The following is a 24,748-nucleotide window of genomic DNA, read 5'->3' as shown; positions in this document are numbered from 1 at the left end:
GCGCGACGTTGAGACGCCGCGCCAGAGGAGACGGTTGGTTGTTCAGGCGAATTGGGTGCCGCCGTCGACGGGGAGCACTGGCCCGGTGAGGAATCCGTTGCGCCGCAGATACTGGCCGCGACGGGCGCCGTGCCTCGTCCTCGACGGGTGCCCGGTACGACGCGTTACTTCGGTGCCTGGAAGCCGCCGATCCGCTGTTCGAGCAGTTCGGCCAGCCGCAGTGTGGTGCGGTCCTCGTACATCGGGCCGATGAGCTGCACTCCCGTCGGCAGGCCCTCGGGGGACCGGCCCGCGGGTATCGCGGTGGCGGGCAGGCCGGGCATGGTGGCCAGACCGGCCCAGACGAGCTGGTCGAAGTAGGGGTACTCGACGCCGTCGATGTCGATCCGGCGTTCCAGCGGATCGGGGTTGTGGTCGTGCGGGAACGCGGGAGTGGGCGTGATCGGACACACCACGGCATCGAACTCGGCGAAGAGCTGCCGCCAGCCGTGACGGTGGAGCTCGCGGCGGTTGTTCGCCTCGATCCAGTCGCGGTGGCTCATCACCATCCCGCGCAGCACCGCCGCATCCAGACTCTGGTCGTCTGCGCTCAGTCCGGCGGCGCGGGTCCGCAGCTGCTCGTAGGAGTCGACGGGAAAACGTGCGACGGAGCCCGAGAACAGCAACTGCCGGTAAAGCATGGCGGCTTCGGTCAGATCGGGCAGCAGCGGAGTGTGCCGTTCGACGCGGGCGCCGCCGTCGGCAAGCGCTTCGGCCACCCGCTTCACGCCCGCTCGCACGGCGGACCCGGTCGGAATGAGTGGATGGTCGTCGAGGACCAGGACCCGGAAGTCGGCGAGCCGCTCGTGGCGCGCGGGCGGCAACGTCACGTCGTACACCTTGCCGAGGGTAAGCGGGTCCGGTCCGGCCATGATGTCGAGGAGGAGTTCGAGGTCGCGGGCGGTGCGCGCCATCGGGCCGACGACGGCCAGATCGAGGTCGACCGGCAATGGCGGTGCCGGCGGCGCGACCATACCGCGGGTTGCCGCGAGTCCGAGTGTCGGCTTGTGCGCATAGACACCGCAGAAATGCGCGGGGGTGCGCAGCGAACCGGCGAGGTCGGAGCCGATGGACAGCGCGCCGAATCCGGACGCCAGGGCCGCCGCCGACCCGCCGGAGGATCCGCCCGACGTGCGACCGTGATCCCACGGGTTGTTGGTGGTGCCGTAGATCTCGTTGAAGCTCTGGATGTCTTGCAACCCCAACGGCACATTGGTCTTACCGAGCACTACCGCGCCGGCAGCCTTGAGCCGCGACACCTGCACCGCGTCCTCGGCCGGTACAAAGTCCCGGTACTGCGGCATGCCCCAGGTCGTGGGCATCCCGGCCATGTTGTAAGACTCCTTGACCGTCACCGGAATACCCAGAAGCGGCCGATCCTCGCCCCGGCCGAATGCCTGGTCGGCATGGCGCGCAGCCGCCCGGGCACGATCGAAGTCAGACACACAGATCGCGTTGATCCCTCCCTCATCCCGCTCAATCCCAGCGATCGCCGCCTCAGTCAATTCCACCGAGGACACCTCACCAGCGCGCAACGCGGCTGCCAACTCTCCGGCTGACCGAAAATTCCAATCCATGAATCCGACGCTAACGGACCCTCACAGAGGGCATAAAATTCCGCTTCCCGCAACGAAAAGTCCGCGAACTCTCGCCTGGCGGGGGCACGGCGTAGTGTCAGTTGGCGTGACAGTCGGCGGTGGAACCACATGGCACAGGTTGTGGATCGCGTCTCGTGCGGTCCAGGTGGTCCAGATGGCCCAGGTCAGGAGCGTCGGCGCAGGCCAGACCCTTGTGGTCCAGGAGCGTCAACTGGTCCAGGAGCGTCAATGCTGTTGAGCCAGCTCAGGCGGTGATCGAGTGCCGGGTCACCGAGCCGCGTTCACCGATTAGCGGCCAGCACTGCCGCGAGGCCCTCTTGCAGGTCTTTGACGAAATACTCGGGAACCTCCAGCGACGGGAAATGCCCTCCGATTTCGGGCGACCCCCATCGGACGATCTGCCGGTACCGCTCCTGCGCCCAGGGGCGCGGACACTTCTCGACATCGCGGGGGTACATAGTGATGGCTGACGGGACGTCGACGCGAAGTTCGGGGTCCAGCGAGTTGTGGCTTTCGTAGTAAATGCGAGCCGACGATGCGCCGGTCCGTGTCAGCCAATACAGGGTGACGTCGTCAAGAATGCTGTCTCTGGAAATCTTCTCGAAGGGGCTGTCTTCGGTGTCTGACCACTCGGCGAACTTGTCGAGGATCCAGGCGAGAAGCCCAACCGGTGAGTCGACGAGCGAGTAGCCGATGGTCTGCGGTCGGGTGGCCTGCTGCTTCGCGTACGCCGCGCGGTGGCGCCAGAAATCGCGGGTTTCCTCGGTCCACTTGCGCTCGACCGCCGTCAGCCCGTCCGTCGTCAAACCGGGCGGTCCCTCCGCGAACGTGGTGTGGATGCCGAGAACGTGCGCCGGGAACCTGCCGCCGAGAACCGTGGTGATATTGCCTCCCCAGTCGCCGCCGTGGGCTGCGAACTTGCGGTAGCCGAGCCTTCCCATCAGTTCCACCCATGCGGCCGCGATCTTTTCGGTTCCCCATCCGGTGGTGGCCGGCTTTTCGCTGTAACCAAAGCCTGGTAGCGACGGGACCACGACGTGGAACGCCGGCGCGTCCGCATCTTTCGGATCTGCCAGCTCGTCCACTACATCGATGAACCGAGTAATGCTGTCCGGCCAGCCGTGCGTCAAGATCAGAGGAGTGGCATCCGCGCGCGCGGATCGGCGGTGCAGGAAGTGGATTCCCAGATCGTCAATGGTCGTGCGGAACTGGCCGATCTGGTTAAGGCGCTCTTCGAAGGGCCGCCAGTTGTACCCGGTGCGCCAGTAGTTCACGACATCGACGAGGTCGGCGAGAGGAACGCCCTGTTCCCATCGGCGAGGACCGGGCGCGGCGCGATGGACCGTCTCAGCCTCCGGTAGTCGCGCCGCGGCCAGTCGCGCGCGCAGATCGTCGAGGTCAGCGTCAGTTGCGTGGGCTTCAAATGCTTGCACGTCGCTGGTGGGACGGGGCATGAGACCTCCTGGCCATCGCGGAACCGGCTAAGGCGGTTCTAGCAGTTCTCCGAACCGCGCCGCAACCGGCTAAGGTGGTTCCATGCATGCTCGGTTCCCTGACTTCCGCCTCGGTAAGGTGCTGGCGACCAGCTTCACGGGGACTCTGTCGGAGCGTCATGGCGACGCCGTGGAGCGCATTCCCACGCCGCACCGACTCGTCGACTGGCTGGCGGTGAACGACCTCGCCGTGGACTCCTGCACCACTGCCCAGCTCGACCTCGCTCGGGAACTGAGGGAGTCGATTCACGCCGCCGCGACAGCGGCCGCGATGCAGGACGTTCTCCCCGCGTCTGCTGTCCAAGTCATCAATGACTGCAGCGCTCAGGGTCGGGCCGCGGCGATCCTGACGCCCGAGGGTAAGCGGCGATGGCGGCTCAGCTCGGCTTCCTGCGTGGAAGATGCCCTCAGCGTGATCGCCGCCGACGCGATCAGCATCATCGCAGGCGAACGAGACGGAAAATTGGCCTTGTGTGCGTCACCAACCTGCCAAGCCGCCTTCTTCGACACCAGCCAAAGCCGCACCCGCAAATGGTGCGACATGAACACGTGCGGGAATCGTCAGAAGAAGGCGCGCTTCAACGCCAACCAGCGCAAAAACCCCAGGTCAGCGGAGTGATCGTTACCTCGGTACAGCCGAGGGGCCCCACGCCTGCAACACATATGGCGCGTTGGGTTGCACCGTGCACCGTGCACCCCAACGGCACCACTGAGACCGCCCCACCCGCGACCCTGACCCCGTATCTATCCGAGTGAGCTCTTCACCGCCTGAGAGGTGTCTCCTGCGGGCCGTTACCCGTGGATGTACTGGTCGGCCCAGGCGCTGATGATGTGGGCGGCTCGCTGTGCTTGTCCTCGGGCGGTCAGGAGATGGTCTGCTCCTTCGAGTGAGACGAAGCTTCGCGGGTGTCGTGCCTCGCGGAAGATCTCTCCGGCGTTGTCGATGTGGACGGTGTTGTCGGTCGGCGAATGCAGGACGAGCAGGGGCAGGTCCAACTCGCCGATCCGGTCCCGCAGATGAGCACGGCGGACGTCTTCGACGAAGGCGCGCTTGAGGACCAGGGTCCTCCCGCCGACGAACCACTCGTGTGACCCCTCACTGAGCACGCGATCCACGACCGCGTCGTACTGTCGCTCGACGTGGCTGGGATCGACCGGCGCCCCGATCGTGGCGACCGCGCGGACGCCGGTTGCCTCGGCCGCCGCGGCGAGGACGGCGGCGCCTCCCCACGAGTGCCCCACCAGCAGGTCTGCCGGAGTCCCTCGCTCCGCCATCATGGCTGCCGCACGGATCGTGTCCTGGACCTTGACGGTGAAGGAACCGTCCCCCCAGTCGCCGTCGGAGTCCCCGATCCCGAGGTTGTCGAAGCGCAGCATGCCGATCCCCTCGCGGGCCAGCTGCTTGCTGACCCGCGAGGCGGCCGGCGAGCCCTTGCCGAGGGTGAATCCGTGCACGAAGATCCCCCAGCCGCGGATCTCGCCGTCCGGCAGGTCGATCGCTCCGGCCAGTTCGGGGCCGACGACGCTCGGGAATCTCACTTTTTCGCTCATGTTGTGATCACCTAGGCAGGGGCTGTTCGTGGAGCAGGGAAGACAAGGGTGCCACCGGCCGGCGCCACGCGCGCGCTCCGGGCAGGGGAGCGGCGAGCGCGGTGCCTGCCGTGATCGGCGCGTCAGGCGGTCGGCCTCTGGTCGGAGGACTGCCCGGTGGTGAGCAGCGCGGTGATCTCCTCGGCGAGGTGCGGGCCGAGTTCGCCCCAGCCGTCCTTGTAGCCGTAGACGCCGGCCAGGGTGCGGGCCTCGTAGTCGCCGTTCATGATCTCGATGTCCGTGGCCGTGATGAGCGCCGGGTGGGCGACACCGACGGCCGCCGAGACCTTCATCAGCTCCTTGCGGAGGGTCCGCAGGTAGACAGCGGCCCGGGTGGCCTTCGAGGCCGGGTCGAGGCCGCGGGCCAGCCACGGGCTCTGGGTGGCGATGCCGGTCGGGCACTTGTCGGTGTGGCACTTCTGCGCCTGGATGCAGCCGATCGACAGCATCGCCTCACGGGCCACGTTGATCATGTCGGCACCCAGAGCGAAGGCGACTGCGGCGTTCTCGGGCAGGCCGAGCTTGCCGGAGGCGATGAAGGTCAGGTCGTCGGTCAGCCCCTGCTCGGCGAAGGCGCCGTAGACCCGGGAGAAGCCCATCCGGAAGGGCAGCGACACCGAGTCGGAGAAGGTGAGCGGCGCCGCCCCGGTGCCGCCCTCGCCGCCGTCGATGGTCACGAAGTCGACACCACGGTCACCACGCGCCATCAGAGTGGCCAGCTCCTGCCAGAACTCCATCTCGCCCACCGCGCTCTTGATCCCGACCGGCAGGCCGGTCTCGGTGGCGAGCAGTTCGACGAAGTCGAGCATCGAGTCGACGTCGCCGAACGCGGTGTGCCGCGACGGGGAAGCGCAGTCCTCGCCGCGCGGGATGCCGCGGATCTGGGCGATTTCCGGTGTCACCTTCGAGCCCGGCAGCATGCCGCCCAGCCCGGGCTTGGCGCCCTGGGAGAGCTTGATCTCTATCGCCTTGACCGGGGCGCCGGCGACCACGTCCTTGAGCTTGTCGATGTTGAAGCTGCCGTCCTCGTTGCGGCAGCCGAAGTAGGACGTACCGATTTGCAGGACGAGATCGCCGCCGTTGCGGTGGTACGGCGAGAGACCGCCCTCGCCCGTGTTGTGCAGGGTGCCCGCCAGCGCCGCCCCCTTGTTGAGCGCCGTGATCGCCGCGCCGGAGAGCGATCCGAAGCTCATCGCCGAGATGTTCACCACGCTCGCCGGCCGGAACGCCTTGGCGCGCCCGCGCGGCCCGCCCAGCACCTTGGCTGACGGCAGCAGGGCCTGCGGGTCGTGCAGGTCGGGCAACGTGCCGGCGAACGTGCGCTGCTTCAGGTAGGCGTGCCCCTGCGTGTGCTCGACGTCGTTGTCGGTTCCGAACCCGAAGTAGTTGTTCTCCCCCTTCGCCGACGCGTAGATCCAGGTGCGCTGGTCACGGCTGAAGGGGCGCTCCTCGTCGTTGGAGGTCACTATGTACTGCCGCAGCTCCGGCCCGATCGTCTCCAACAGGTACCGGGCGTGCCCGAGCACAGGGAAGTTCCGGAGCAATGCGTGCTTCTTCTGGACAAGGTCACGAGCGGCCACCAGTGCCAATGCTGTTGCGGTGGCCGTGGCGATGCTCCGGGCGCGCATGAACGTTCCTCTCCTCGATGCTCGACTCCATTGCCATGCGGTGGAGTCGTCGTGCCGGACGTTGGGCGGCGGGCACGACTCAGCGGGCGTCAGCGTTCGTCGGAGAACGCCAAGTGATAGTAGGGGCTCGCCCGGTGAGAGGGGCGCGGGTGGGGTGGTCTTCCCGGTGGTGGGTGCTCCAGGCGCGTCGGAACAGGCTATGCACGGTGACGCTGGTGTAACACGGCGTGATGTCTGAGGACCGACCGAGCCGACCGAGCCGACCGAGCGGGGCGATCCGGGCGAGGCAAGGGCTGCCGAACGCCGTGGTGTCTGCCCGGCATCTGCCGGACAGGCACTCCTCGGACGGCGCCCGGATAACGGGGCTTTACCAGGTTCGTTGCACGCACTGGGCCAGTGGCACAGCTTGACGTGTGTCATGGTCAGGCCATGCATGACGCATGGTGTGCGTGAGTGCGCAGGCGGCTTCTGCCGTTACGGCGGTGGGGCTGCCCGCGGGAGGTGGCTGCTCCACCGCAGCCGGGCGGGTCTTTACTTGTGGGCGCTGATCACACCGCCGGCGCTGAGCACGATGTACCCGCCGTTGGCTTCGACCCCCACGTCGTGCCCCTTCGCCTCCAGCGTGGCGGCCACGCCCTCGAAGCCGATGATCTGCGCGCGGTACCGCAGCTCGCCGACCTTCGTGACCTTGGCCGTCCAGCCCCCCGCGAGCTGGAAAGTGCCCGGTCCCTGGTGCTCGCCGCCCATCCAGGAGTGGACCTCGCCGCCCATCGTGAGCACGACGTACATGCCGTTGGCATCGAGCCCGGCGTCGGCGTCCTGCCCCGTCGTCTCCATCGTGGCCACGACCGAACCGTGGCTGACGATCTCGGCGCGGTAGCGCTGGGAGCCGAGGTCGTAAACCTTGGCCGTGCTGCCGTCCACCAGGGTCTGGGTGCGGACCGGGGATCCCGTCTTGGCCCCGACGGACTGCGTGCCGCCCGACTGCTTGCCCGCAGCGACCGACTTGGTGCCGATGTGGGCAGCGGGGCTCACCTTGCCATCAGAGCTCTGAAGTCCGGACCAGCCCGAGGCGGTGGACTGGGCGGCGGCAGAGTTCGCGCTCGGGTGGCCCGCGGACTTCGTGTCGGCGGCGTCCGAGCCGGAGCAGGCGGTCAGGGTGAGGCCGGCGGCTGCGGTCACGGCCGCGGCGGCAATGCGCAGGGTGCGGCGACGGGCGGTGCGGGCAGTGGTGCTGGCGCTCATGTCAGGTCCCCCCGGGGGCGGTCGGTCGTTGTCTCCTCGGTACGTCACCCACTCTGGTCCGGGCCCCAATCGAGAAGCTGCCGCTCCGCTAACAACCGGCTAACACGGGTGTGAGTAGGGGAAGATGGCACCCGACCCATCGGACACGTCCTAGCTCGGTACCCGGGATCCGCCATGATCGCCCGGCGAGTATGGCGCCGCTCCATCGAGTCACTATGACGTTTGGCTGAGACGACCTGCCGGAGATGGGCGGCGTAGAGGTCTGCGTCCCGCTGCTGGGCGCAGCGCGAACGCCTCCCCCCCCGTAAGGATGGTTAGAACAGATCGCGGTACTGGTTGAAGCCAGAGCCGACCTTCACCCGGGACGTGAATGGCGACGACGCCTTGCCCGTGCCCTTGTACAGCCACAGGTTGCCCTTGGGATCGCGGGCGAGGAGGTCGCTGTGGCCGTCGCCGTCGACGTCACCCATGGCCACCAGCTTGTTGAACTGGTTCCAGCCCGGACCCACCTTCACGCGGGACGCGAACGGCTTCCGCAGATCGCCCGTGCCCTTGTACAGCCAGAGGACGCCCTGCTTGTCGCGGGCGACGATGTCCGGCTTGCCGTCGCCGGTCAGGTCGCCCTGACCGGCGATCTGGGTGAACTGGCTCCAGCCGGGGCCGACCTTGACGCGCGGTGCCAGCGAGCCGCCCGCCTTGGTCTGAAAGCGCCACAGGACGCCCCGCTTGTCGCGGGCCAGCAGGTCGGGGTGCCTGGCGCCGCCCAGGGTGCCGGGGGAGAAGGCGACGTTGTACTGACCCCAGCCGGTGGCCACCTTCTTGAGGCGCCCGTTGCGCCAGAGATTCAGCGCACCGTCGTCCATGACGTGGTACGCACCGTCCTGGTAGCCGGTCAGATCGGGGTCGATCGACACCCCGTACCGGAAGTGCGGCCAGACGTAGGCGCCCGACCGGTCGTCGAAGCCGCCCTTGCCGTCGGGCATGTAGACGTACATCTGGCCCGACGGCAGGATCCCGGAGAGGAGGAAGAACGGCGCGGCCGGGGTGGGCTTGTGCTGCCCGGCCGCTGCGGCGCTCCGGGCGACGTTCTTCGCCGGACCGGCCGTCGCAGGAGCGTCGGCCAGAGCGGTGCCGGCGGTGGCACCGACCAGGACGACGGAGAGCGCCGAGGTGACGAGACGCGGCAGGGCGCGTGCACGCCGGTAAGACTGGGTCACGTATGACTCCATGAGGTATGCGGAATCAGGCAGTGCGCTCCGCGTAAGTGTGGGGAGCGCCCGCCTCATTGTCCGGATCTTTGCACGTCTGTCCCAGTGGTTTATGCGGTGGGGTGGGGAATGCTGAATTCCGCCCGGGGGGCAACGCGGACGGGCGGCAACCCCGTTGGGGATAGCCGCCCTTGGTGATGTCGACGTGGGCCGAGCCCTCGGTGCGTTGCAGTACCTCGGACAGCAGGAGGGGTTGGGGCTTCGGGGCGTTGTTCTCCGTGCGCTTCGGGCGGTTCGCCGCGAACGGTGCAGACTCCGGCCGAAGGGCGCCTGCCGGGCATCTGCCCCGGTCAGGCGCCCTTTCTTCGCGTCTAGAAGAACCCCAGCTTCTTAGCCGAGTAGCTCACCAGCAGATTCTTCGTCTGCTGGTAATGATCCAGCATCATCTTGTGGGTCTCCCTGCCGATGCCCGACTGCTTGTAGCCGCCGAAGGCCGCGTGGGCCGGGTAGGCGTGGTAGCAGTTGGTCCAGACGCGGCCGGCCTGGATGGCGCGGCCGGCGCGGTAGGCGGTGGAGCCGTCCCTGGTCCAGACGCCTGCGCCCAGGCCGTAGAGGGTGTCGTTGGCGATGCCGATCGCGTCGTCGAAGTCGCTGAAGGGGGCGACGGCCACCACCGGGCCGAAGATCTCCTCCTGGAAGACCCGCATGTCGTTGTTGCCCTCGAAGATGGTGGGGCGGACGTAGTAGCCGCCTTCCAGTTCGCCGCCGAGTTCGGCGCGGGTGCCGCCGGTCAGGATGCGGGCGCCCTCCTTCTGGCCGATGTCCAGGTAGGAGAGGATCTTTTCCAGCTGGTCGTTGGAGGCCTGGGCGCCGATCATGGTGTCGGTGTCGAGAGGGTGGCCCTGGACGATCTTCTCCGTACGGGCCACGCCGGCTTCCAGGAAGTCCTGGTAGTGGCCGCGCTGGATCAGGGCCCTGGACGGGCAGGTGCACACCTCGCCCTGGTTGAGGGCGAACATGGTGAAGCCTTCCAGCGCCTTGTCGTGGAAGTCGTCCGCGGCGGAGGAGACGTCGTCGAAGAAGATGTTGGGGCTCTTGCCGCCCAGTTCGAGTGTCACCGGCCGCAGGTGCTCGGACGCGTACTGCATGATCAGACGGCCGGTGGTGGTCTCACCGGTGAAGGCGACCTTGGCGACCCGGGGGCTGGAGGCCAGTGGTTTGCCGGCCTCGGCGCCGAAACCGTTGACGATGTTGACCACGCCGGGCGGCAGCAGATCCGCGATCAGGCTCATCCAGAAATGCACCGAGGCGGGGGTCTGTTCGGCCGGTTTGAGGACCACCGCGTTGCCCGCGGCCAGGGCCGGGGCGAGCTTCCAGGTCGCCATGAGGATGGGGAAGTTCCAGGGGATGATCTGGGCGACCACCCCGAGCGGCTCGTGGAAGTGGTACGCGACGGTGTCCTCGTCGATCTCCGACAGTGAGCCCTCCTGGGCGCGGATGGCGCCCGCGAAGTAGCGGAAGTGGTCGATGGCGAGCGGGATGTCGGCCGCCAGGGACTCCCGTACGGGCTTGCCGTTCTCCCAGCTCTCCGCGACCGCCAGGGCCTCCAGATGCTGTTCCATCCGGTCGGCGATCTTGTTCAGGACGGCGGCGCGTTCGGCGGCGGCGGTGCGGGCCCAGCCGGGGGCGGCCGCGTGTGCCGCGTCCAGGGCGCGCTCGACGTCCTCGGCGGTGCCGCGGGCGACCTCGGTGAACGGTGCTCCGTTGACCGGCGTCGGGTTCTCGAAGTACCGGCCCAGGGCGGGCGCCACGTACTCGCCGCCGATCCAGTGGTCGTAGCGGGGCAGATAGCTCATCACGGCATCGGCGGAACCCGGGCTGGCGTAACGGGCCATGGTGCGGCCTCCCAATCGCTCTCGGCGCGGTGCCCGGCACTCCCTGTGACGGGCGTTGCGCGCAGGCTAGAACCGGGGAGGTTGCGTGAACGTTGCGACGCGCGCGGCGGCCGGTGCACCCACAGCGCCACCACCGGTCAGGCCGTACGCCGCGCGCAGCCGGTGCGCGGTGGCCAGCGGTGCGCTGCGGGCCGGGGAGCGTTCCGGCAGGGCGTCGACCAGGGCTTCCCAGATCTCCAGGTCGTCCTCGCCCCAGGGGGTGCGCGACCACTCGCGCAGCAGGCCGGGATCACGGGCGCCGAGCAGCGCGGACCGCATCCGGTCCGCCAGCGCGCCGCGCAGCCGCTGGACGCCGGGCGCCTCCGACGACGGCAGCAGCGGGCCGCGATAGGCGTTCAGCGCGGAGCGCACCTCGCCGGCGGCCAGCGCCTCCTCGACCGCGTCCAGATCGGTCTCGACGGGCCTGCTCAGCCGGTACGGACGGGAGTGCAGCAGGGTGCCGGCCAGCTGCCGCAGCCGGGACAGTTCGGCCCGCAGCGTCACCGGGCGCCGCTCGCGCTCGCCGTACAGCAGTACCGAGAGCTGATCGCCCGTCAGGCCCTCGGGGTGCCGGGCCAGCAGCGTGATGATCTCGCTGTGCCGGCGGCCCAGCCGGAGCCGCTCCCCGTCCATGACCAGCAGCGCCTCGTCCCGGCCGAGGGCGGAGAGGCAGACCCCCAACTCCGGTACGTCCGACGTGAGATGGGCTTCCGCGGCGCGGGCGGTGGCCTGCACCAGCGCCAGGCTGTGCGGACTGGCCACATGGTCCCCGCCGGTGAGGTCCACCGCGCCCAGCAGCCGGCCGGTCCGTGGATCGTGCAGCGGGGCGGCGGCACAGCTCCAGCGCTGCACCTGCCGGTTGTAGTGCTCGGCGGCGAAGATCTGTACGGCGTGATCGGCGGCGAGGGCGGTGCCCGGGGCATTGGTGCCGGCGTGCCGCTCGTCCCAGCGGGCGCCGACGACGAAGTTCATCCGCTCGGCACTGCGCCGCACCCCTGGGTGCCCCTCCACCCACAGCAGCCGTCCCTGCGGATCGCAGACGGCCAGCAGATGCGCGCCGTCCTGCGCGAAGCTGCCCAGCAGTTCCCGGAAGACCGGCATCGCGCGGGCCAGCGGATGGCCGTCCCGGTAGGCGTGCAGCGCGGCTTCGTCCAGCTCGATGGGTGCGGCGCCGTCGGCTGCCGCGTGCGCGTCGGCGGAACGGCGCCAGGAGTCGGCGACCACCTGGCGGACCGGCGGCGCGACCGTCCCGTCGGCCAGGAAGGCCGCATGGGCCCTGCGCACCGTGCGGGTGCGCTCCACCGGATCGGCTCCGGCCTCCATCGCCAGCCAAGGGTTGACCACGTGACACCTCTTCGATGCGGCTCCTGCCTCCGTACGGCCGATGGTGCTCGTAGCGGGCGGGACCGTAAACCCCGCGGGGCGCGCCGGGTGCCCGCGAGGGGCGCGCATCGAGCGATCGTGCGCCGTGCCGGCAGTCCGCGGGGGCAGCCGGCGGCGCCGGACGACGAACGGGCGGAAGGCCGCTGCCTCCCGCCCGACTCCGCGCCGGCTACCGCTACTTGATCGCCTTGATCAGCTCACCATTGGTGGTGTCGCCGCTCAGCTCCCAGAAGAACGTGCCGCCCAGCCCCTGGGCGTCCTTGAAGGCCATCTTCGTGCCGATGGTCTCCGGGGTGTCATAGCTCCACCACTGGTCGCCGCACTTGGCGTAGGCGGTGCCGCCCACCTTGCCGGTGGCCGGGCAGCGGCTCTTGAGGACCTTGTAGTCGTCGATGCCCGCCTCGTATCTGCCCGGTGCCGCGCCGGTCGCCGTACCTCCCGGGGCGTCCTGGGTGACGCCGGACCAGCCGCGGCCGTAGAAGCCGATGCCCAGTAGCAGCTTGCTCGCCGGCACGCCCAGGCCCTTGAGCTTGGCGAGGGTGTCGGTGCTGTTGAAGCCGGCCTTGGGGATGCCGCTGTACGACGTCAGTGGGGAGTGCGGAGCCGTCGGGCCCTTGGCGTCCCAGGCGCCGAAGTAGTCGTAGGTCATGGGGTTGTACCAGTCGACGTACTGGGCCGCGCCCGCGTAGTCGGCGGCGTCGATCTTGCCGCCGGCCGAGGCGTCCGCGGTGATCGCGGCGGTCACCAGATTGCTCCCGCCGAACTTCGACCGCAGCGCCCGCATCACCTTGGTGAAGGCGTCCCGGCCGCTGGTGTCGCAGGTCAGACCGCAGGCGTTGGGGTACTCCCAGTCGATGTCGATGCCGTCGAAGACATCGGCCCAGCGCTTGTCCTCGACCAGGTCGTAGCAGGACTGCGCGAAGGCCGCCGGGTTCTTCGCGGCCTCGCCGAAGCCGCCCGACCAGGTCCAGCCGCCGAACGACCAGATCACCTTGAGGTTCGGGTGCAGCTTCTTGAGCTTTCTGAGCTGGTTGAAGTTGCCGCGCAGCGCGCCGTTGTCCCAGGTGTCCGCCTTGCCGTCGACGCTCTGGTCGGCGGTGTAGGCCTTGTCGTAGTCGGCGTAGGAGTCGCCGATGGCGCACCTGCCGCCCTGGACGTTGCCGAAGGCGTAGTTGATGTGCGTCAGCTTGGCCGCCGAGCCCGATGTCTCGATGTTCTTGACGTGGTAATTGCGGTCGTAGACACCCCAGTTGGTGAAGTATCCGACGACCTTGCCACCTGCCGCGGCGGGTGCCGCCGGGGCGGTGTCACGCGGTGCGGTGGGGGCGTTCGCGGGGCTGGCGGCGGCCGGTCCGGCGAGCAGGGTGCCGGCCAGCGCCGCCATACACAGCGCGGTCATGGCGGCGATCACTCTGCGCGGGGCGCGCAGCCGGTGCGGTAGGGGCATGTCGTCTCCTCGGAGGGGGGTAGGGGTGTCCGCGCTCCCCAACGGCCCGCGCTCCAGACGGACGGCGGGGCTCTGCGGACACTCCCTGGGGGGGGGAGCCTGACCTGCGTTCCGAATTGGCATGAACGCGTTGAACGTTGAAGGTGAAGGTAGAAGGACTAGACCAGTGAGTCAATGGTTCGGACCAATTTCCCGTCCGGTCGCTACCGAGGCCGGATCCCCTTGGCCAGTAATGATCAACCCGTGACGCGGAGCCTCCGATCGGGCATACTCCTAGCGCCACAGTCGCAGGTCATCGCCTTCCGAGACCCGGAACGCGATCATCGGCCTGGCACTACGGAAACCGGCGCCGCCGCCCACCCCGCGCGTGTCGCCGCAGCGCCCGACAGGGAGGAGAGCGCCGCCATGACCGAGTACGGCCCCCGGCCGGTGGACCGCAGGCTGCCCACCGAAGAAGCCCGTGACCTGATGACGCTCGTACGCGAGCTCGCCGACCGCGAGATCCGGCCAACGGCCGCCGAGGAGGAGGACGCCGGCCACTTCCCGCGCGCGACCTTCACCCTGCTGTCGGAATCCGGTCTGCTGTCGCTGCCCTACGACGAGGAATTCGGCGGTGGCGGCCAGCCGTACGAGGTGTACCTCCAGGTGCTGGAGGAGCTCGCCGCGGCCCGGCTCACCGTCGGCCTCGGCGTCAGCGTGCACACCCTCGCCTGTCATGCACTCGCCGGATTCGGCAGCAAGGAGCAGCGCGCCGAACGCCTCCCGGACATGCTCGGCGGCGGACTCCTCGGCGCGTACTGCCTCTCCGAGCCCTCCTCGGGCTCCGACGCCGCCTCCCTGACCACCCGGGCCACCCGCGAGGATGGGGGCACCTCCCGCGCGAGCGAAGCCGAGCGTGGGGGAACCTGGACGCTGGAGGGCACCAAGGCCTGGACCACCCATGGCGGCGTGGCCGATTTCTATACCGTGCTGGCCCGCACCGGCGGCAGCGGCGCCCATGGCATCACCGCCTTCCTCGTGCCCGGCGACGCCGAGGGCCTGAGCGCCGCGGCACCCGAGCGCAAGATGGGCATGAAGGGCTCCCCGACCGCCCAGCTGCACTTCGACGCCGTCCGGGTCCCCGACTCCCGCCGCATCGGGGAGGAGGGCCAGGGCTTCGCCATCGCCCTGTCCGCCCTGGACTCCGGGCGCCTGGGCATCGCGGCCTGCGCGGTCGGCGTCGCCCAGGCGGCGCTGGACGAGGCGCTCGCGTACACCGCCGAACGTCAGCAATTCGGCCGCCCGATCGCCGACTTCCAGGGTCTGCGCTTCATGCTCGCCGACATGGCGACGCAGATCGAGGCGGGCCGCGCCCTCTACCTCACCGCCGCCCGGCTGCGCGACGCCGGTCTGCCGTTCTCCAAGGAGGCGGCGATGGCCAAGCTGTTCTGCACCGACACCGCGATGCGGGTGACCACCGACGCCGTCCAGCTCCTCGGCGGCTACGGCTACACCCTCGACTTCCCGGCCGAGCGCTATATGCGCGAGGCCAAGGTGCTGCAGATCGTCGAGGGCACCAACCAGATCCAGCGGATGGTCATCGCCCGGCATCTCGCCGGCCCCGAGAAGCGCTGAGCGGGACGGGGTGGGCGCGGACGTTCCCGCCCACCCCTCGGTTCCCGCCCGCCCGCCCCGCGGTTCCCTCCCGACCGGGTCCCGGTGTCAGCCCACCAGTCCCTTGAGCCCGGTCGCCGTCCCGATCGCCACCACCAGCGCGCCGGACGTACGGGCCTGCGCACGTGCCACGGTGACCCCCACGGCGGACGACGGTTCCAGGAGCAGGCCCTCGGCCGCCAGCCGCCGGTGCTCGGCCGAGATCGCCTCCTCGTCCACCGCGACCGCCGTGCCTCCGCTGCGCCACAGCGCGTCCAGCCCCTGCCAGCACGGCCGCTCCTCACCGAGGGAGAACGCCACCGTCGGCCCGGCCGCCACCCGGGTCCGCTCCTGGTCCGCACGGTCCGGGTGGCGCAGCGCGGCGGTGAACGGCGCCGCGGCGGCCGGTTCCGCGGCCACCAGCCGGGGCTCCCGGGCGATCAGCCCGGCGGCCGCCAACTCCCGGAAGCCGCGGCCGATTCCGGCCAGCAGGTCCGCCCGGCTGGTGGGCACCACCACCGTGTCGAGCCGCCGCCCGGCGAGGTCCCGCGCCAGCTCGTAAGCCACCGACTTGTACCCCTCGTTGGCATGGGGATTCCCGCCCGGTGAGGGGGCGGAGTAGCTGGTCAGCGGGTACCACCCGGGCTCCTGGACGGCCCGCGCCATGGCCGCGTTCCGGTCCGCGGTGGTGCCCGGGTGGACCACCCGCTCGGCGCCCAGCGCATCGATCTGGGCCCGCAGTCCCGCCGGTACCGCCTCGTTGGTGAACACCACGCAGCGCAGCCCGGCCCGCGCCGCGTACGCCGCGGCCGCCGCCCCCGCGTTGCCGGAGGACGCGGCGACGACGGTGTCCGCACCGGCCGCCACCGCCGCGGCCACCCCGACAGCCATCGCCCGGTCCTTGTGCGAACCGGTCGGGTTCCCGCCCTCGTATTTCAGCCACACCTCACCGGCGGGCCCGCCCGCGCCGTCCCGGTCCGGGTCGTTCCGCAGCCGGAGGAGCGGGGTGTTGCCCTCGCCCAGCGTGACCGGCGGTCCGGACACCGGCAGGGCCGTCGGCAGCCCCCACGGCCCGCCGGAATACCCGGCGAGGTCCACGCCGCCCAGGTCCGCGAGCGGCGGCATCGTATTGACGCCGATGCCCTCCGCGGCGCAGGTCCGGCAGCCGTCGAAACCCTCCGCGGGACGGGCGCAGCGCAGACAGTGCAGAGAGCGTGAGGTCACCATGGCTCCAGGGAATCAGCGGCGCGTGGACCAGGAGACGGTAACAGGCGAAGTGCCATGACGCCCCGTACTTAACCTTCCGGGTCTGGTCGTCCGCCCATAGCTGACGTACCGTCAATTCCCGTTCGTGGGCGTCGTGCCGGGGTGACGCCCGGCCGCCCGCGCGCCCAGGAGGAGACCGTGCCCGACCGCCCGATCGCGCTCGACGAGTACCCGATCCATCAGGTCCCGCTGTCCCTGCGGCATGTCGCCACCAGTGACCGCAACGCCTACGACCGGTGCATCTTCCATGTCATGGACCACGCCGGCCGCGCCCTGCTGATCGCCGGTCTCGGCGTCTACCCCAACACCGGGGTCATCGACGCCTATGCCACCCTCCGCCTCGGCGACCGGCTGTATGCCGTACGGGCCTCCGACGCGCTCACCGACGACCGCCTCGCGCTCACCGTCGGCCCGCTCACCGTCACCGTCGAGGAACCGCTCACCCGCCTGCGGCTGACCTGCGCCGCGGACCCCGGTGACCCGGACGGCCTGGCCTACGACCTGACCTGGAACGCGGTGTGTCCCGCCACCTGGGAGCCGCACCACACCCAGTACCGCGGCGACCGGCTGATGCTGGAAGGCCGCCGCTTCGTCCAGGCGGGCACCTGTACCGGCAGCATCCGCGTCGCCGGCCAGGAGCTCGCCGTCACGGCGGGGGAGTGGACCGGTACCCGCGACCGCAGCTGGGGCGTCCGCCCGATACCCGGCGAGGACGGCGGACGGGCCGCGGAGGAGCTGCGGCCCGAGGGCTTCCACTGGGTCTGGTGCCCGGTGCGCTTCGACGACCGCTTCGTGATGGTCATCGTCCAGGAGGACGCCGACGGCCATCGCACCCTGAATGAGGCCCTGATGGTCCACGGCGACGGCCGCGAGGTCCAACTCGGCTGGCCGCACACGGACATCGGCTACCGCCCCGGTACCCGCCACCCCGAACGCGCCGTCCTCCACCTCACCGGCCCCGGCCGCAAGCCCCTGGAACTCACCGCCGAGATCCTCACCTCCTCACCCCTCGCCCTCGGCGCCGGTTACCCTCCGGCCGACGACTGGCAGCACGGCACCTGGCGCGGCCGCGGCTGGACCGACCGCCGCAGCTACGACCTCACCGACCCGGCGGCCCACCCGCTCGCCGCCTACGGAGTCACCGACCACGCCGCCCGCTTCACCCTCGACGGCCGGACCGGCTACGGCATCTTCGAGCACGGCAGCTTCGGCCGGCACGATCCCAGCGGCTTCACCGGCTATGACTCCGTCGCGCGGGAGGCCGGCCGATGACGGCGCAGCCGCCGCCCGCCGCCACCCCCGGCGGAAAGGGGCCCGGGGGAGTGCCCGCCGGGCGGCGCCCCCGCACCACCACCCGCGACCCCGAAGCCCTCACCCGCCGGCTCACCGCCTGGCTCGGTACCCGGCTGCCCGGCGCCCGCGCCGTCGCCGCGACCGTCCCGGACTCCAACGGGATGTCCAGCGAGACGCTGCTCTTCGACATCGAGCACCCCGAGCCGCCGTCCCCCACGCCCCCGGCCGGGCCGGAGCGGAGCGCGGCTCCCGTCTCCTGCGCACTGCGGCTCGCCGCCGACCCCGCCGCGTACACCGTCTTCCCCCGGTACGACATGGCCCGGCAGTACCGCACCATGCGCCTGGTCGCCACGCACACCGACCTCCCGGTGCCCCGCACCCTCTGGCTGGAGGAGGATCCGGCACACCTCGGCGCGCCGTTCTTCGTCATGGCCCGCGCCGACGGCCGCGTCCCGCCGGACGTCATGCCCTATACGTACGAGGGGAATTGGCTGCACGACGCCACCGATGCCCAGCGCGACCAGTTGGAAGCCGCCAGTGTCTCGGTGCTCGCCCGGCTGCACGACCAGGTCCCGCCCGCGGCGGCCGACTTCCTCGCCACGCCCGGCACCGGGAGCGCGCTGCACCGGCACGTCGAGGCCCAACGGGACTACTACACCTGGGTCGTTGACGGCCGTCCGCGCTCACCGCTCATCGAGCGGGGCTTCGCCCGGCTGACCGACCACTGGCCGTCGGACCCCGGTGAGACCGTGCTGAGCTGGGGCGACGCCCGGATCGGCAATATCGTCTACGACGGCTTCGAGCCGGCCGCCGTCCTCGACTGGGAGATGGCCGCTCTCGGGCCCCGCGAACTCGACCTGGGGTGGATGGTCTATCTCCATCGCTTCTTCCAGGATCTCGCCGAGGCCGGCGGTCAACGGGGACTGCCCGGCCTGCTGACCCGCGACCGAGTCGAGAGCCGCTATGCCGCACTCACCGGACACCCGCCCCGCGATATGGACTTCCACACCCTCTACGCGGCCCTGCGGCACGCCATCGTCATGCTGCGAGTGGCCTACCGGCAGGTCCACTTCGGTGAGATGCCGGTTCCGGCCGACGCCGATGCGCTGATCCTCCACCGGGAGACGCTGGAGGCAATGATCGAGGGCCGCTACTGGTGAGCGCGGCCCCTCGTAAGGACTCGGAAACCTCTCAGGCGCCCGGACGCATCCCCGGCACCCGCACCGGACGGGTGCCGGGCCCGCCGAGGTGCGAGAACGGCTGACGGCGCCAGTCCAGGCTCTCCGGGAGCGTCAGCAGCATCGCCGCGTCCTGCTCCTGGGCGTCCAGGGTGTCCTCGGACTCCGGCGCCTCGGACGCCGCCCGGCCGGAGCCCTGGCACACCGTCAGCCCGAAGGGGTTCCACGGCGAGGCGCACAGCGCGTGCTCCGGCAGCGTGTCCTCGTCCGCCAGCAGCGCGATCGGCTGAAGGCAGTCGGGGCAGGTCACTCGGTAGATCTCATAGGTGTCGAAAGAGTCGTACGCACCGTCGTCGCCGGAGAGGCCGGAACTTTCGCCCTCCTGGGCGCCGGTGTTCGCGGCAGCTGAGTCCTGCTTAAGGCGTCGCATGATGTCCATCCCCCTCGGGTGGGCCGGTCGTACCGCTGACTTCCTGTGACGGGCGGTCCCGGCCACCAGCAGCAATTCCCTTCATGCCGCACGCATAATCGCCGGCACCCCACCGACACCGGATCACGCGTGTGGCATTGGTCACATGGCCCGGCGCAAGGGTGTCCACGATCCGGCGCGCGGTGCGCACACGCGCCCGCGCGCAGTAGGTTGAGTGCGTGGAGGAGTTGGACCGACAAATCGTGGATCTGCTCGTCAAGGACGGGCGGATGAGCTACACCGACCTGGGCAAGGCCACCGGCCTGTCCACTTCGGCGGTGCATCAGCGGGTGCGCCGCCTGGAGCAGCGCGGTGTCATCCGGGGCTATGCCGCCATCGTGGACCCCGAAGCGGTGGGCCTGCCGCTCACCGCCTTCATCTCGGTCAAACCCTTCGACCCCAGCGCGCCGGACGACATCGCCGACCGCCTGGCCGAGGTCCCCGAGCTGGAGGCCTGCCACAGCGTCGCGGGCGACGAGAACTACATCCTCAAGGTGCGGGTCGCCACTCCTTTGGAGCTGGAGCATCTGCTCACCCGTATAAGGACCCTCGCCGGCGTCTCGACCCGCACCACGGTCGTGCTCTCCACGCCCTACGAGGCCCGCCCGCCGCGCATCTGACCGGTGATCGCCCCCCTGCGCGCGGTCCGTCCGCGCACAGGGGCCAGACTGTCCGGTATGAGCGAGCACATCCCCGATCCGGTCCGACCGCACTCCAACGGCCCGGCACGCCCCCGTACGGTCCTGCTGCGCGGCGGTGAGGTGCACAGCCCCGCGGACCCCTTCGCCACCGCCATGGTCGTCGAGGGTGACCGGATCGCCTGGGTCGGCGAGGAGGGCGCGGCCGACTCCTTCGCCGAAGGAGTGGACGAGGTCGTCCGGCTCGACGGCGCGCTCGTCACCCCGGCGTTCACGGACGCACATGTGCACACCACCGCGACCGGGCTCGCGCTCACCGGTCTCGATCTGTCCGGCGCCGGCACGCTGACCGACGCGCTGGCCCGTATCCGCGCGTATGCGTCCGCGCGGGAGGCGGACCGGATTCTGCTCGGCCACGGCTGGGACGCCAGCGCCTGGCCGGAGGGCCGCCCGCCGTCCCGCGCGGAACTGGACGCGGCCACCGGCGGCCGGCCGCTCTACCTCACCCGGGTGGATGTGCACTCCGCGGTCGTCACGACGGCGCTGCTCGATCTGGTCCCCGGCGTGCGTGAGCTGGCCGGATTCCGGGCCGACGCCCCGCTGACCGGTGACGCCCACCACGCGGTGCGGCAGGCCGCGTACGCCACCGTCACCCCCGCCCAGCGCGCCGAGGCCCAGGCAGCCGCGCTCGCCCGCGCCGCCTCGCTCGGCATCGGCAGCATCCACGAGTGCGCCGGCCCGGACATCTCCGGCGCGGACGACTTCACGGCGCTGCTCGCCCTCGCCCGGGAGGGCAACGGCCCGCGCGTCGTCGGCTACTGGGCCGAGCTGATCACGTCCGCAAAGGACGCGGAGCGGATCCGGGAGCTCGGAGCCATCGGCGCCGCGGGCGATCTTTTCGCCGACGGCTCGCTCGGCTCGCACACCGCCCACCTGCACGCCCCGTACGCGGACTCCGGCCACACCGGCGCCGGGCACCTCGACGCCGAGGCCGTCGCCGCCCATGTCGCCGTCTGCACCGAGGCCGGACTCCAGGCCGGCTTCCACGCCATCGGTGACGCGGCCCTGACCGGCGTCGTCGACGGTGTACGGGCCGCGGCCGAGCGCGTCGGCCTCGGCCGGATCCGGGCCGCCCGGCACCGCGTCGAGCATGCCGAAATGCTCACCGAGCGGACCATTGCGGGCTTCGCCGACCTGGCTCTGACCGCCTCCGTCCAGCCCGCCTTCGACGCGGCGTGGGGCGGCGCGGAGGGCATGTACGCCGCCCGGCTCGGCGTCGACCGGGCCCGCACCCTCAACCCGTACGCCGCGCTGCTCAAGGCCGGGGTCCCGCTCGCCCTCGGCTCCGACAGCCCGGTCACCCCGCTCGACCCATGGGGCACCGTGCGGGCCGCCGTCTTCCACCGCACCCGCGCCCATGGCATCTCCGCCCGCGCCGCGTTCACCGCCCACACCCGCGGCGGCTGGCGCGCCATCGGCCGGGACGACGCGGGCGTCCTGGTGCCCGGCGCGCCCGCCGACTACGCGGTCTGGCGCACCGGCGAACTGCTCGTCCAGGCCCCCGACGAGCGGGTGGAGCGCTGGTCCACCGACCCCCGCTCCGGGACCCCCGGCCTGCCCGATCTCACCCCCGGCAACGACCTCCCGGTGTGCCTGCGCACGGTCGTCGGCGGGCGGACGGTCTTCGGGCCGCCGAAAGAGTGACATCGCGCAGGCAGGTGCCACCACGGACCGTGCTTGCTGCTCCTTGGCCCACAGGCGGGCGCTCGCGGCTGACCTGGGGCGACGCGAAAACGACGCAGGCGGAGCACCTGTTGACAGCAGGCGGTCGGCGGCCGGTAGGTTCGGCCGAGTCCACCACAGGACGTCCGACCGGTAGATCTCCGCGCAGTCGTCGAACGCAGCTGGGCCATGGGGCGGTGCGCCACTGGGGCACACCGCCACTGGGAGCCAGGTCCAGGACCCGCGGCACGGGGCGACGGAAGGTTTCGGCCGGCCGGCGGGTGCGACCCGGGTGGGGCCCGGACGCTCAGTAGACAACGGCTCTCGGTCGACCCGCAGCCAGCGGGTCCCAGGTCGGCCCGAAGGGCGCCGGGCCCCTATCCGCACCGCACCGCGTCCCTGCGCCCTCCCGGATGGCCCTTCACCTTTTGTGCACCCCGCATCCGTAACCCCGGCCTCCCGATGTACGGTCAGCTCACCACCACGACCTGCAGGAAGGCTCGCGACCGTGCCATCGGGCTCCGACACCACCGAAGAAGCCGTCAGCGGCAGCACGCCCGACGGCCCGGTGCCCCCCGCCGGGACGGGCTCCCCGGCCGCCGCGCCCGTACGCCCCGGACGCGCCCGGCGGCTCGCCGCACTGGCCCGCCGTGAGGCGCCGCGCACCGGCCTCGCGGTCCTCGCCGGTCTCGTGCTCGGATTCGCCTTCCCGCCGTACGACCTGTGGCCGCTGTCCCTGGTGGCCGTCGCCGCACTGTCGCTGCTGACCCGCGGCCGGACCGCCCGCCAGGGCGCCTGGACGGGCTTCGCCTTCGGGCTGTCGTTCTTCCTGCTCCTGCTGAAGTGGCTCCATGTCATCGGCTGGGACGCGGTGGTGGGCCTCTCGATCGTCGAGGCGCTCTTCCTGGCACTGCTGGGCGCGGGGCTCGCCGTCACCTCCCGGCTGCCGGTCTGGCCGCTGTGGGCCGCCTGTCTGTGGGTCGCCGAGGAGTGGGCCCGCGACCGGCTGCCGCTCGGTGGCTTCCCGTGGGGCCGGCTGGCGTTCGCCAACACCGGTTCGCCGTTCACCCCGCTCGCGGCGCTCGGCGGCGCCCCGCTGGTGACCTTCGCCGTCGCGCTGGCCGGGGCGCTGCTCGCCGCCTGTGCCGCCACCCTCTGGGGGCTGCGCGGGAACGGGTCGCTGCGCCGGGCCGTGCCGGCCATCGAGGCGTTCGGGCTCGCCGCCGCGGTCGCCGCGGCCGGTGTGCTGGTGCCCGTGCCCACCAAGGCCGATGACACCGTTGACATCGCTGTCGTCCAGGGCAACGTCCAGTCACCCGGTATGGACTTCCTGGGCCGCCCCATGATGATCACGGACAACCACGCCACCGCCACCGAGAAGCTCGCCGCGGACGTCAAGGCCGGCCGGGTCAGGAAGCCGGACCTGGTCATCTGGCCGGAGAACTCCTCCGACCTCGATCCGTTCAAGTACCCGCAGGCGTACGACCGGATCGACGAGGCCGTGAAGGCCGTCAACGTGCCCGTCCTCGTGGGTGCCCTGGTGGATCACCCCACCAAGGAGGGCTATGTCTTCAACGAGGGCATCGTCTGGGATCCGAAGAAGGGGCCGGGCGCCTCCTACACCAAGCAGCACCCGGTGCCGTTCGGTGAGTACGTGCCGTTCAAGGAGCAGCTCAGCAAGATCATTACGCGCTTCCAGCGGGTGACCCGCAACTTCTACCCCGGTGACCACACCGGCCTGCTCAAGGTCGGCCCCGCCCGGCTCGGCGACGTCATCTGCTTCGAGGTCGCCTACGACCAGATCGTCCACGACACCGTCAACGCCGGCGCCCGCGCCCTGGTCATCCAGACCAACAACGCCACCTATGGCCGCACCGGCCAGCCCGAGCAGCAGCTGGCGATGTCCAAGCTGCGCGCCGTCGAACACGGCCGCGCCGTGGTCACCGCCGCCACCAGCGGAATCAGTGCGGTGGTCGCCCCCGACGGCACGATCACCCACCGGATCCCGGAGTTCACCCAGGGCGTGGTCTCCGCGCGGATTCCGCTGCGGGACGAAACGACGCTCGCCGACCGCGTCGGTGCCGCTCCGGAGTGGGCGCTCGCTATCGTGGGCCTTCTGTCCTGCGCCGCCGCGGCAGTCCTCGGCCGGCGTGGGCGTACGAAGGACGAGAAGGGGCAGCAGTGACAGACGGTCAGCGGAAGTACGGTCCGCTCGGCACCACGTTGGTGATCATCCCGACGTACAACGAGGCGGAGAACATCAAGCCGATCGTCTCGCGGGTGCGGTCCGCCGACCCCGAGGCACATGTCCTGGTCGCGGACGACAACAGCCCCGACGGCACCGGCAAGCTGGCCGATGAGCTGGCCGCCGGGGACGACCGGGTCCATGTCCTGCACCGCAAGGGCAAGGAAGGGCTCGGCGCCGCCTATCTCGCCGGCTTCCGGTGGGGCATCGACCACGGCTACGGCGTGCTGGTCGAGATGGACGCCGACGGTTCGCACCAGCCCGAGGAGCTGCCCCGGCTGCTCACCGCCCTCAAGGGTGCCGATCTCGTCCTCGGTTCGCGCTGGGTGCCCGGCGGCCGTACCGTCAACTGGCCCAAGTACCGCCAGCTGATCTCCCGCGGCGGCAGCACCTACTCCCGGTTGGCGCTGGATCTGCCGCTGCGCGACGTCACCGGAGGCTTCCGGGCCTTTCGCGCGGAGGCCCTCAAGGGGCTGGGCCTGGACGATGTCGCCTCCCAGGGCTACTGCTTCCAGGTCGATCTCGCCCGCCGCGCCGTGCAGGCCGGCTATCACGTCGTCGAGGTCCCGATCACCTTCGTCGAGCGCGAGTACGGCGACAGCAAGATGAGCCGGGACATCGTCGTGGAGGCGCTGTGGCGCGTCACGGCCTGGGGCGTCGGCTCACGGGTGGACAAGCTCCGCGGCCGCTGACACCCGGCTCGCCACCGCCCGGCCGACCGGAGTGGATCTTCCCGGTGA

General features: G+C 70.7%; 19 protein-coding genes. 8 read left to right on the top strand and 11 right to left on the bottom strand.

Features of this window, described 5'->3' with window-relative positions; all coding sequences use genetic code 11:
* Positions 1-164 precede the first annotated feature (164 nt).
* Together ACZ4XD_RS04660 and ACZ4XD_RS04655 are read right to left on the bottom strand one after the other, a co-directional pair.
* Entirely contained in the window at positions 165-1,616 is a 1,452-nt protein-coding gene (locus tag ACZ4XD_RS04660; RefSeq protein WP_468038157.1) for an amidase, read from the bottom strand.
* 302 nt (positions 1,617-1,918) lie between these two features.
* Positions 1,919-3,091, bottom strand: coding sequence for an epoxide hydrolase family protein (locus tag ACZ4XD_RS04655; RefSeq protein WP_468038155.1), 1,173 nt, complete (start codon positions 3,089-3,091; stop codon positions 1,919-1,921).
* A gap of 82 nt (positions 3,092-3,173) precedes the next feature.
* Here ACZ4XD_RS04655 and ACZ4XD_RS04650 point away from each other — a divergent pair, with 82 nt between their 5' ends.
* Positions 3,174-3,749, top strand: coding sequence for a CGNR zinc finger domain-containing protein (locus ACZ4XD_RS04650; RefSeq protein WP_468038153.1), 576 nt, complete (start codon positions 3,174-3,176; stop codon positions 3,747-3,749).
* Positions 3,750-3,922: 173 nt separating this feature from the next.
* Here the strand turns inward: ACZ4XD_RS04650 and ACZ4XD_RS04645 are convergent, their stop codons facing one another.
* The 7 genes from ACZ4XD_RS04645 to ACZ4XD_RS04615 form a co-directional block, all read right to left on the bottom strand.
* The gene (locus tag ACZ4XD_RS04645; protein ID WP_468038151.1) at positions 3,923-4,681 is read right to left on the bottom strand and encodes an alpha/beta hydrolase family protein; all 759 of its coding nucleotides are present in this window, start codon (positions 4,679-4,681) and stop codon (positions 3,923-3,925) included.
* Positions 4,682-4,803: 122 nt separating this feature from the next.
* The gene (locus ACZ4XD_RS04640) at positions 4,804-6,348 is read right to left on the bottom strand and encodes an FMN-binding glutamate synthase family protein (RefSeq protein WP_468038149.1); all 1,545 of its coding nucleotides are present in this window, start codon (positions 6,346-6,348) and stop codon (positions 4,804-4,806) included.
* Between the two features lie 531 nt (positions 6,349-6,879).
* A complete protein-coding gene (locus ACZ4XD_RS04635) occupies positions 6,880-7,593 on the bottom strand; it encodes a hypothetical protein (protein WP_468038147.1) in 714 nt (237 codons plus the stop codon).
* A gap of 314 nt (positions 7,594-7,907) precedes the next feature.
* On the bottom strand, positions 7,908-8,810 hold the full coding sequence (locus ACZ4XD_RS04630; RefSeq protein ID WP_468038145.1) for an FG-GAP repeat domain-containing protein: 903 nt from the start codon (positions 8,808-8,810) through the stop codon (positions 7,908-7,910).
* Positions 8,811-9,172: 362 nt separating this feature from the next.
* On the bottom strand, positions 9,173-10,696 hold the full coding sequence (gene adh / locus ACZ4XD_RS04625; RefSeq protein WP_468038143.1) for an aldehyde dehydrogenase: 1,524 nt from the start codon (positions 10,694-10,696) through the stop codon (positions 9,173-9,175).
* Positions 10,697-10,762: 66 nt separating this feature from the next.
* Complete coding sequence (locus ACZ4XD_RS04620; protein WP_468038141.1) at positions 10,763-12,079, bottom strand: GAF domain-containing protein; 1,317 nt, start codon at positions 12,077-12,079, stop codon at positions 10,763-10,765.
* Between the two features lie 214 nt (positions 12,080-12,293).
* The gene (locus ACZ4XD_RS04615; protein WP_468038140.1) at positions 12,294-13,565 is read right to left on the bottom strand and encodes a glycoside hydrolase family 18 protein; all 1,272 of its coding nucleotides are present in this window, start codon (positions 13,563-13,565) and stop codon (positions 12,294-12,296) included.
* 405 nt (positions 13,566-13,970) lie between these two features.
* Here ACZ4XD_RS04615 and ACZ4XD_RS04610 point away from each other — a divergent pair, with 405 nt between their 5' ends.
* Positions 13,971-15,179 carry an acyl-CoA dehydrogenase family protein gene (locus ACZ4XD_RS04610; protein ID WP_468038138.1) on the top strand — a complete coding sequence of 403 codons (1,209 nt, stop codon included), beginning with the start codon at positions 13,971-13,973 and terminating at the stop codon, positions 15,177-15,179.
* 87 nt (positions 15,180-15,266) lie between these two features.
* Here ACZ4XD_RS04610 and ACZ4XD_RS04605 read toward each other — a convergent pair whose 3' ends face one another.
* Complete coding sequence (locus ACZ4XD_RS04605; RefSeq protein WP_468038136.1) at positions 15,267-16,424, bottom strand: pyridoxal-phosphate dependent enzyme; 1,158 nt, start codon at positions 16,422-16,424, stop codon at positions 15,267-15,269.
* Between the two features lie 177 nt (positions 16,425-16,601).
* On the opposite strand from ACZ4XD_RS04605, the gene ACZ4XD_RS04600 reads away from it, so the two are divergent.
* A complete protein-coding gene (locus tag ACZ4XD_RS04600; RefSeq protein WP_468038134.1) occupies positions 16,602-17,735 on the top strand; it encodes an Rv3169 family protein in 1,134 nt (377 codons plus the stop codon).
* Complete coding sequence (locus ACZ4XD_RS04595; RefSeq protein WP_468038132.1) at positions 17,732-18,916, top strand: phosphotransferase family protein; 1,185 nt, start codon at positions 17,732-17,734, stop codon at positions 18,914-18,916. The genes ACZ4XD_RS04600 and ACZ4XD_RS04595 overlap by 4 nt, the downstream gene beginning before the upstream one ends.
* 31 nt (positions 18,917-18,947) lie before the next feature.
* On the opposite strand, the gene ACZ4XD_RS04590 is transcribed toward ACZ4XD_RS04595, so the two are convergent.
* Positions 18,948-19,373: a hypothetical protein gene (locus tag ACZ4XD_RS04590; RefSeq protein WP_468038130.1), complete on the bottom strand. Its 426-nt coding sequence runs from the start codon at positions 19,371-19,373 to the stop codon at positions 18,948-18,950.
* A gap of 209 nt (positions 19,374-19,582) precedes the next feature.
* Here ACZ4XD_RS04590 and ACZ4XD_RS04585 point away from each other — a divergent pair, with 209 nt between their 5' ends.
* The 4 genes from ACZ4XD_RS04585 (at position 19,583) to ACZ4XD_RS04570 (ending at position 24,700) form a co-directional block, all read left to right on the top strand.
* The gene (locus ACZ4XD_RS04585) at positions 19,583-20,023 is read left to right on the top strand and encodes an Lrp/AsnC family transcriptional regulator (protein WP_026170119.1); all 441 of its coding nucleotides are present in this window, start codon (positions 19,583-19,585) and stop codon (positions 20,021-20,023) included.
* Positions 20,024-20,080: 57 nt separating this feature from the next.
* Positions 20,081-21,745 carry an amidohydrolase gene (locus tag ACZ4XD_RS04580; protein ID WP_468038127.1) on the top strand — a complete coding sequence of 555 codons (1,665 nt, stop codon included), beginning with the start codon at positions 20,081-20,083 and terminating at the stop codon, positions 21,743-21,745.
* Positions 21,746-22,271: 526 nt separating this feature from the next.
* Positions 22,272-23,948: an apolipoprotein N-acyltransferase gene (gene lnt / locus ACZ4XD_RS04575; RefSeq protein ID WP_468038125.1), complete on the top strand. Its 1,677-nt coding sequence runs from the start codon at positions 22,272-22,274 to the stop codon at positions 23,946-23,948.
* On the top strand, positions 23,945-24,700 hold the full coding sequence (locus tag ACZ4XD_RS04570; RefSeq protein WP_468038123.1) for a polyprenol monophosphomannose synthase: 756 nt from the start codon (positions 23,945-23,947) through the stop codon (positions 24,698-24,700). The genes lnt and ACZ4XD_RS04570 overlap by 4 nt, the downstream gene beginning before the upstream one ends.
* The last annotated feature ends 48 nt before the right edge of the window (positions 24,701-24,748 follow it).

This window comes from Streptomyces sp. NPDC029466, from assembly GCF_055574515.1.
The sequence above is the reverse complement of the archived record's forward strand: the minus strand, read 5'-3'. Positions and strand labels throughout refer to the sequence as shown.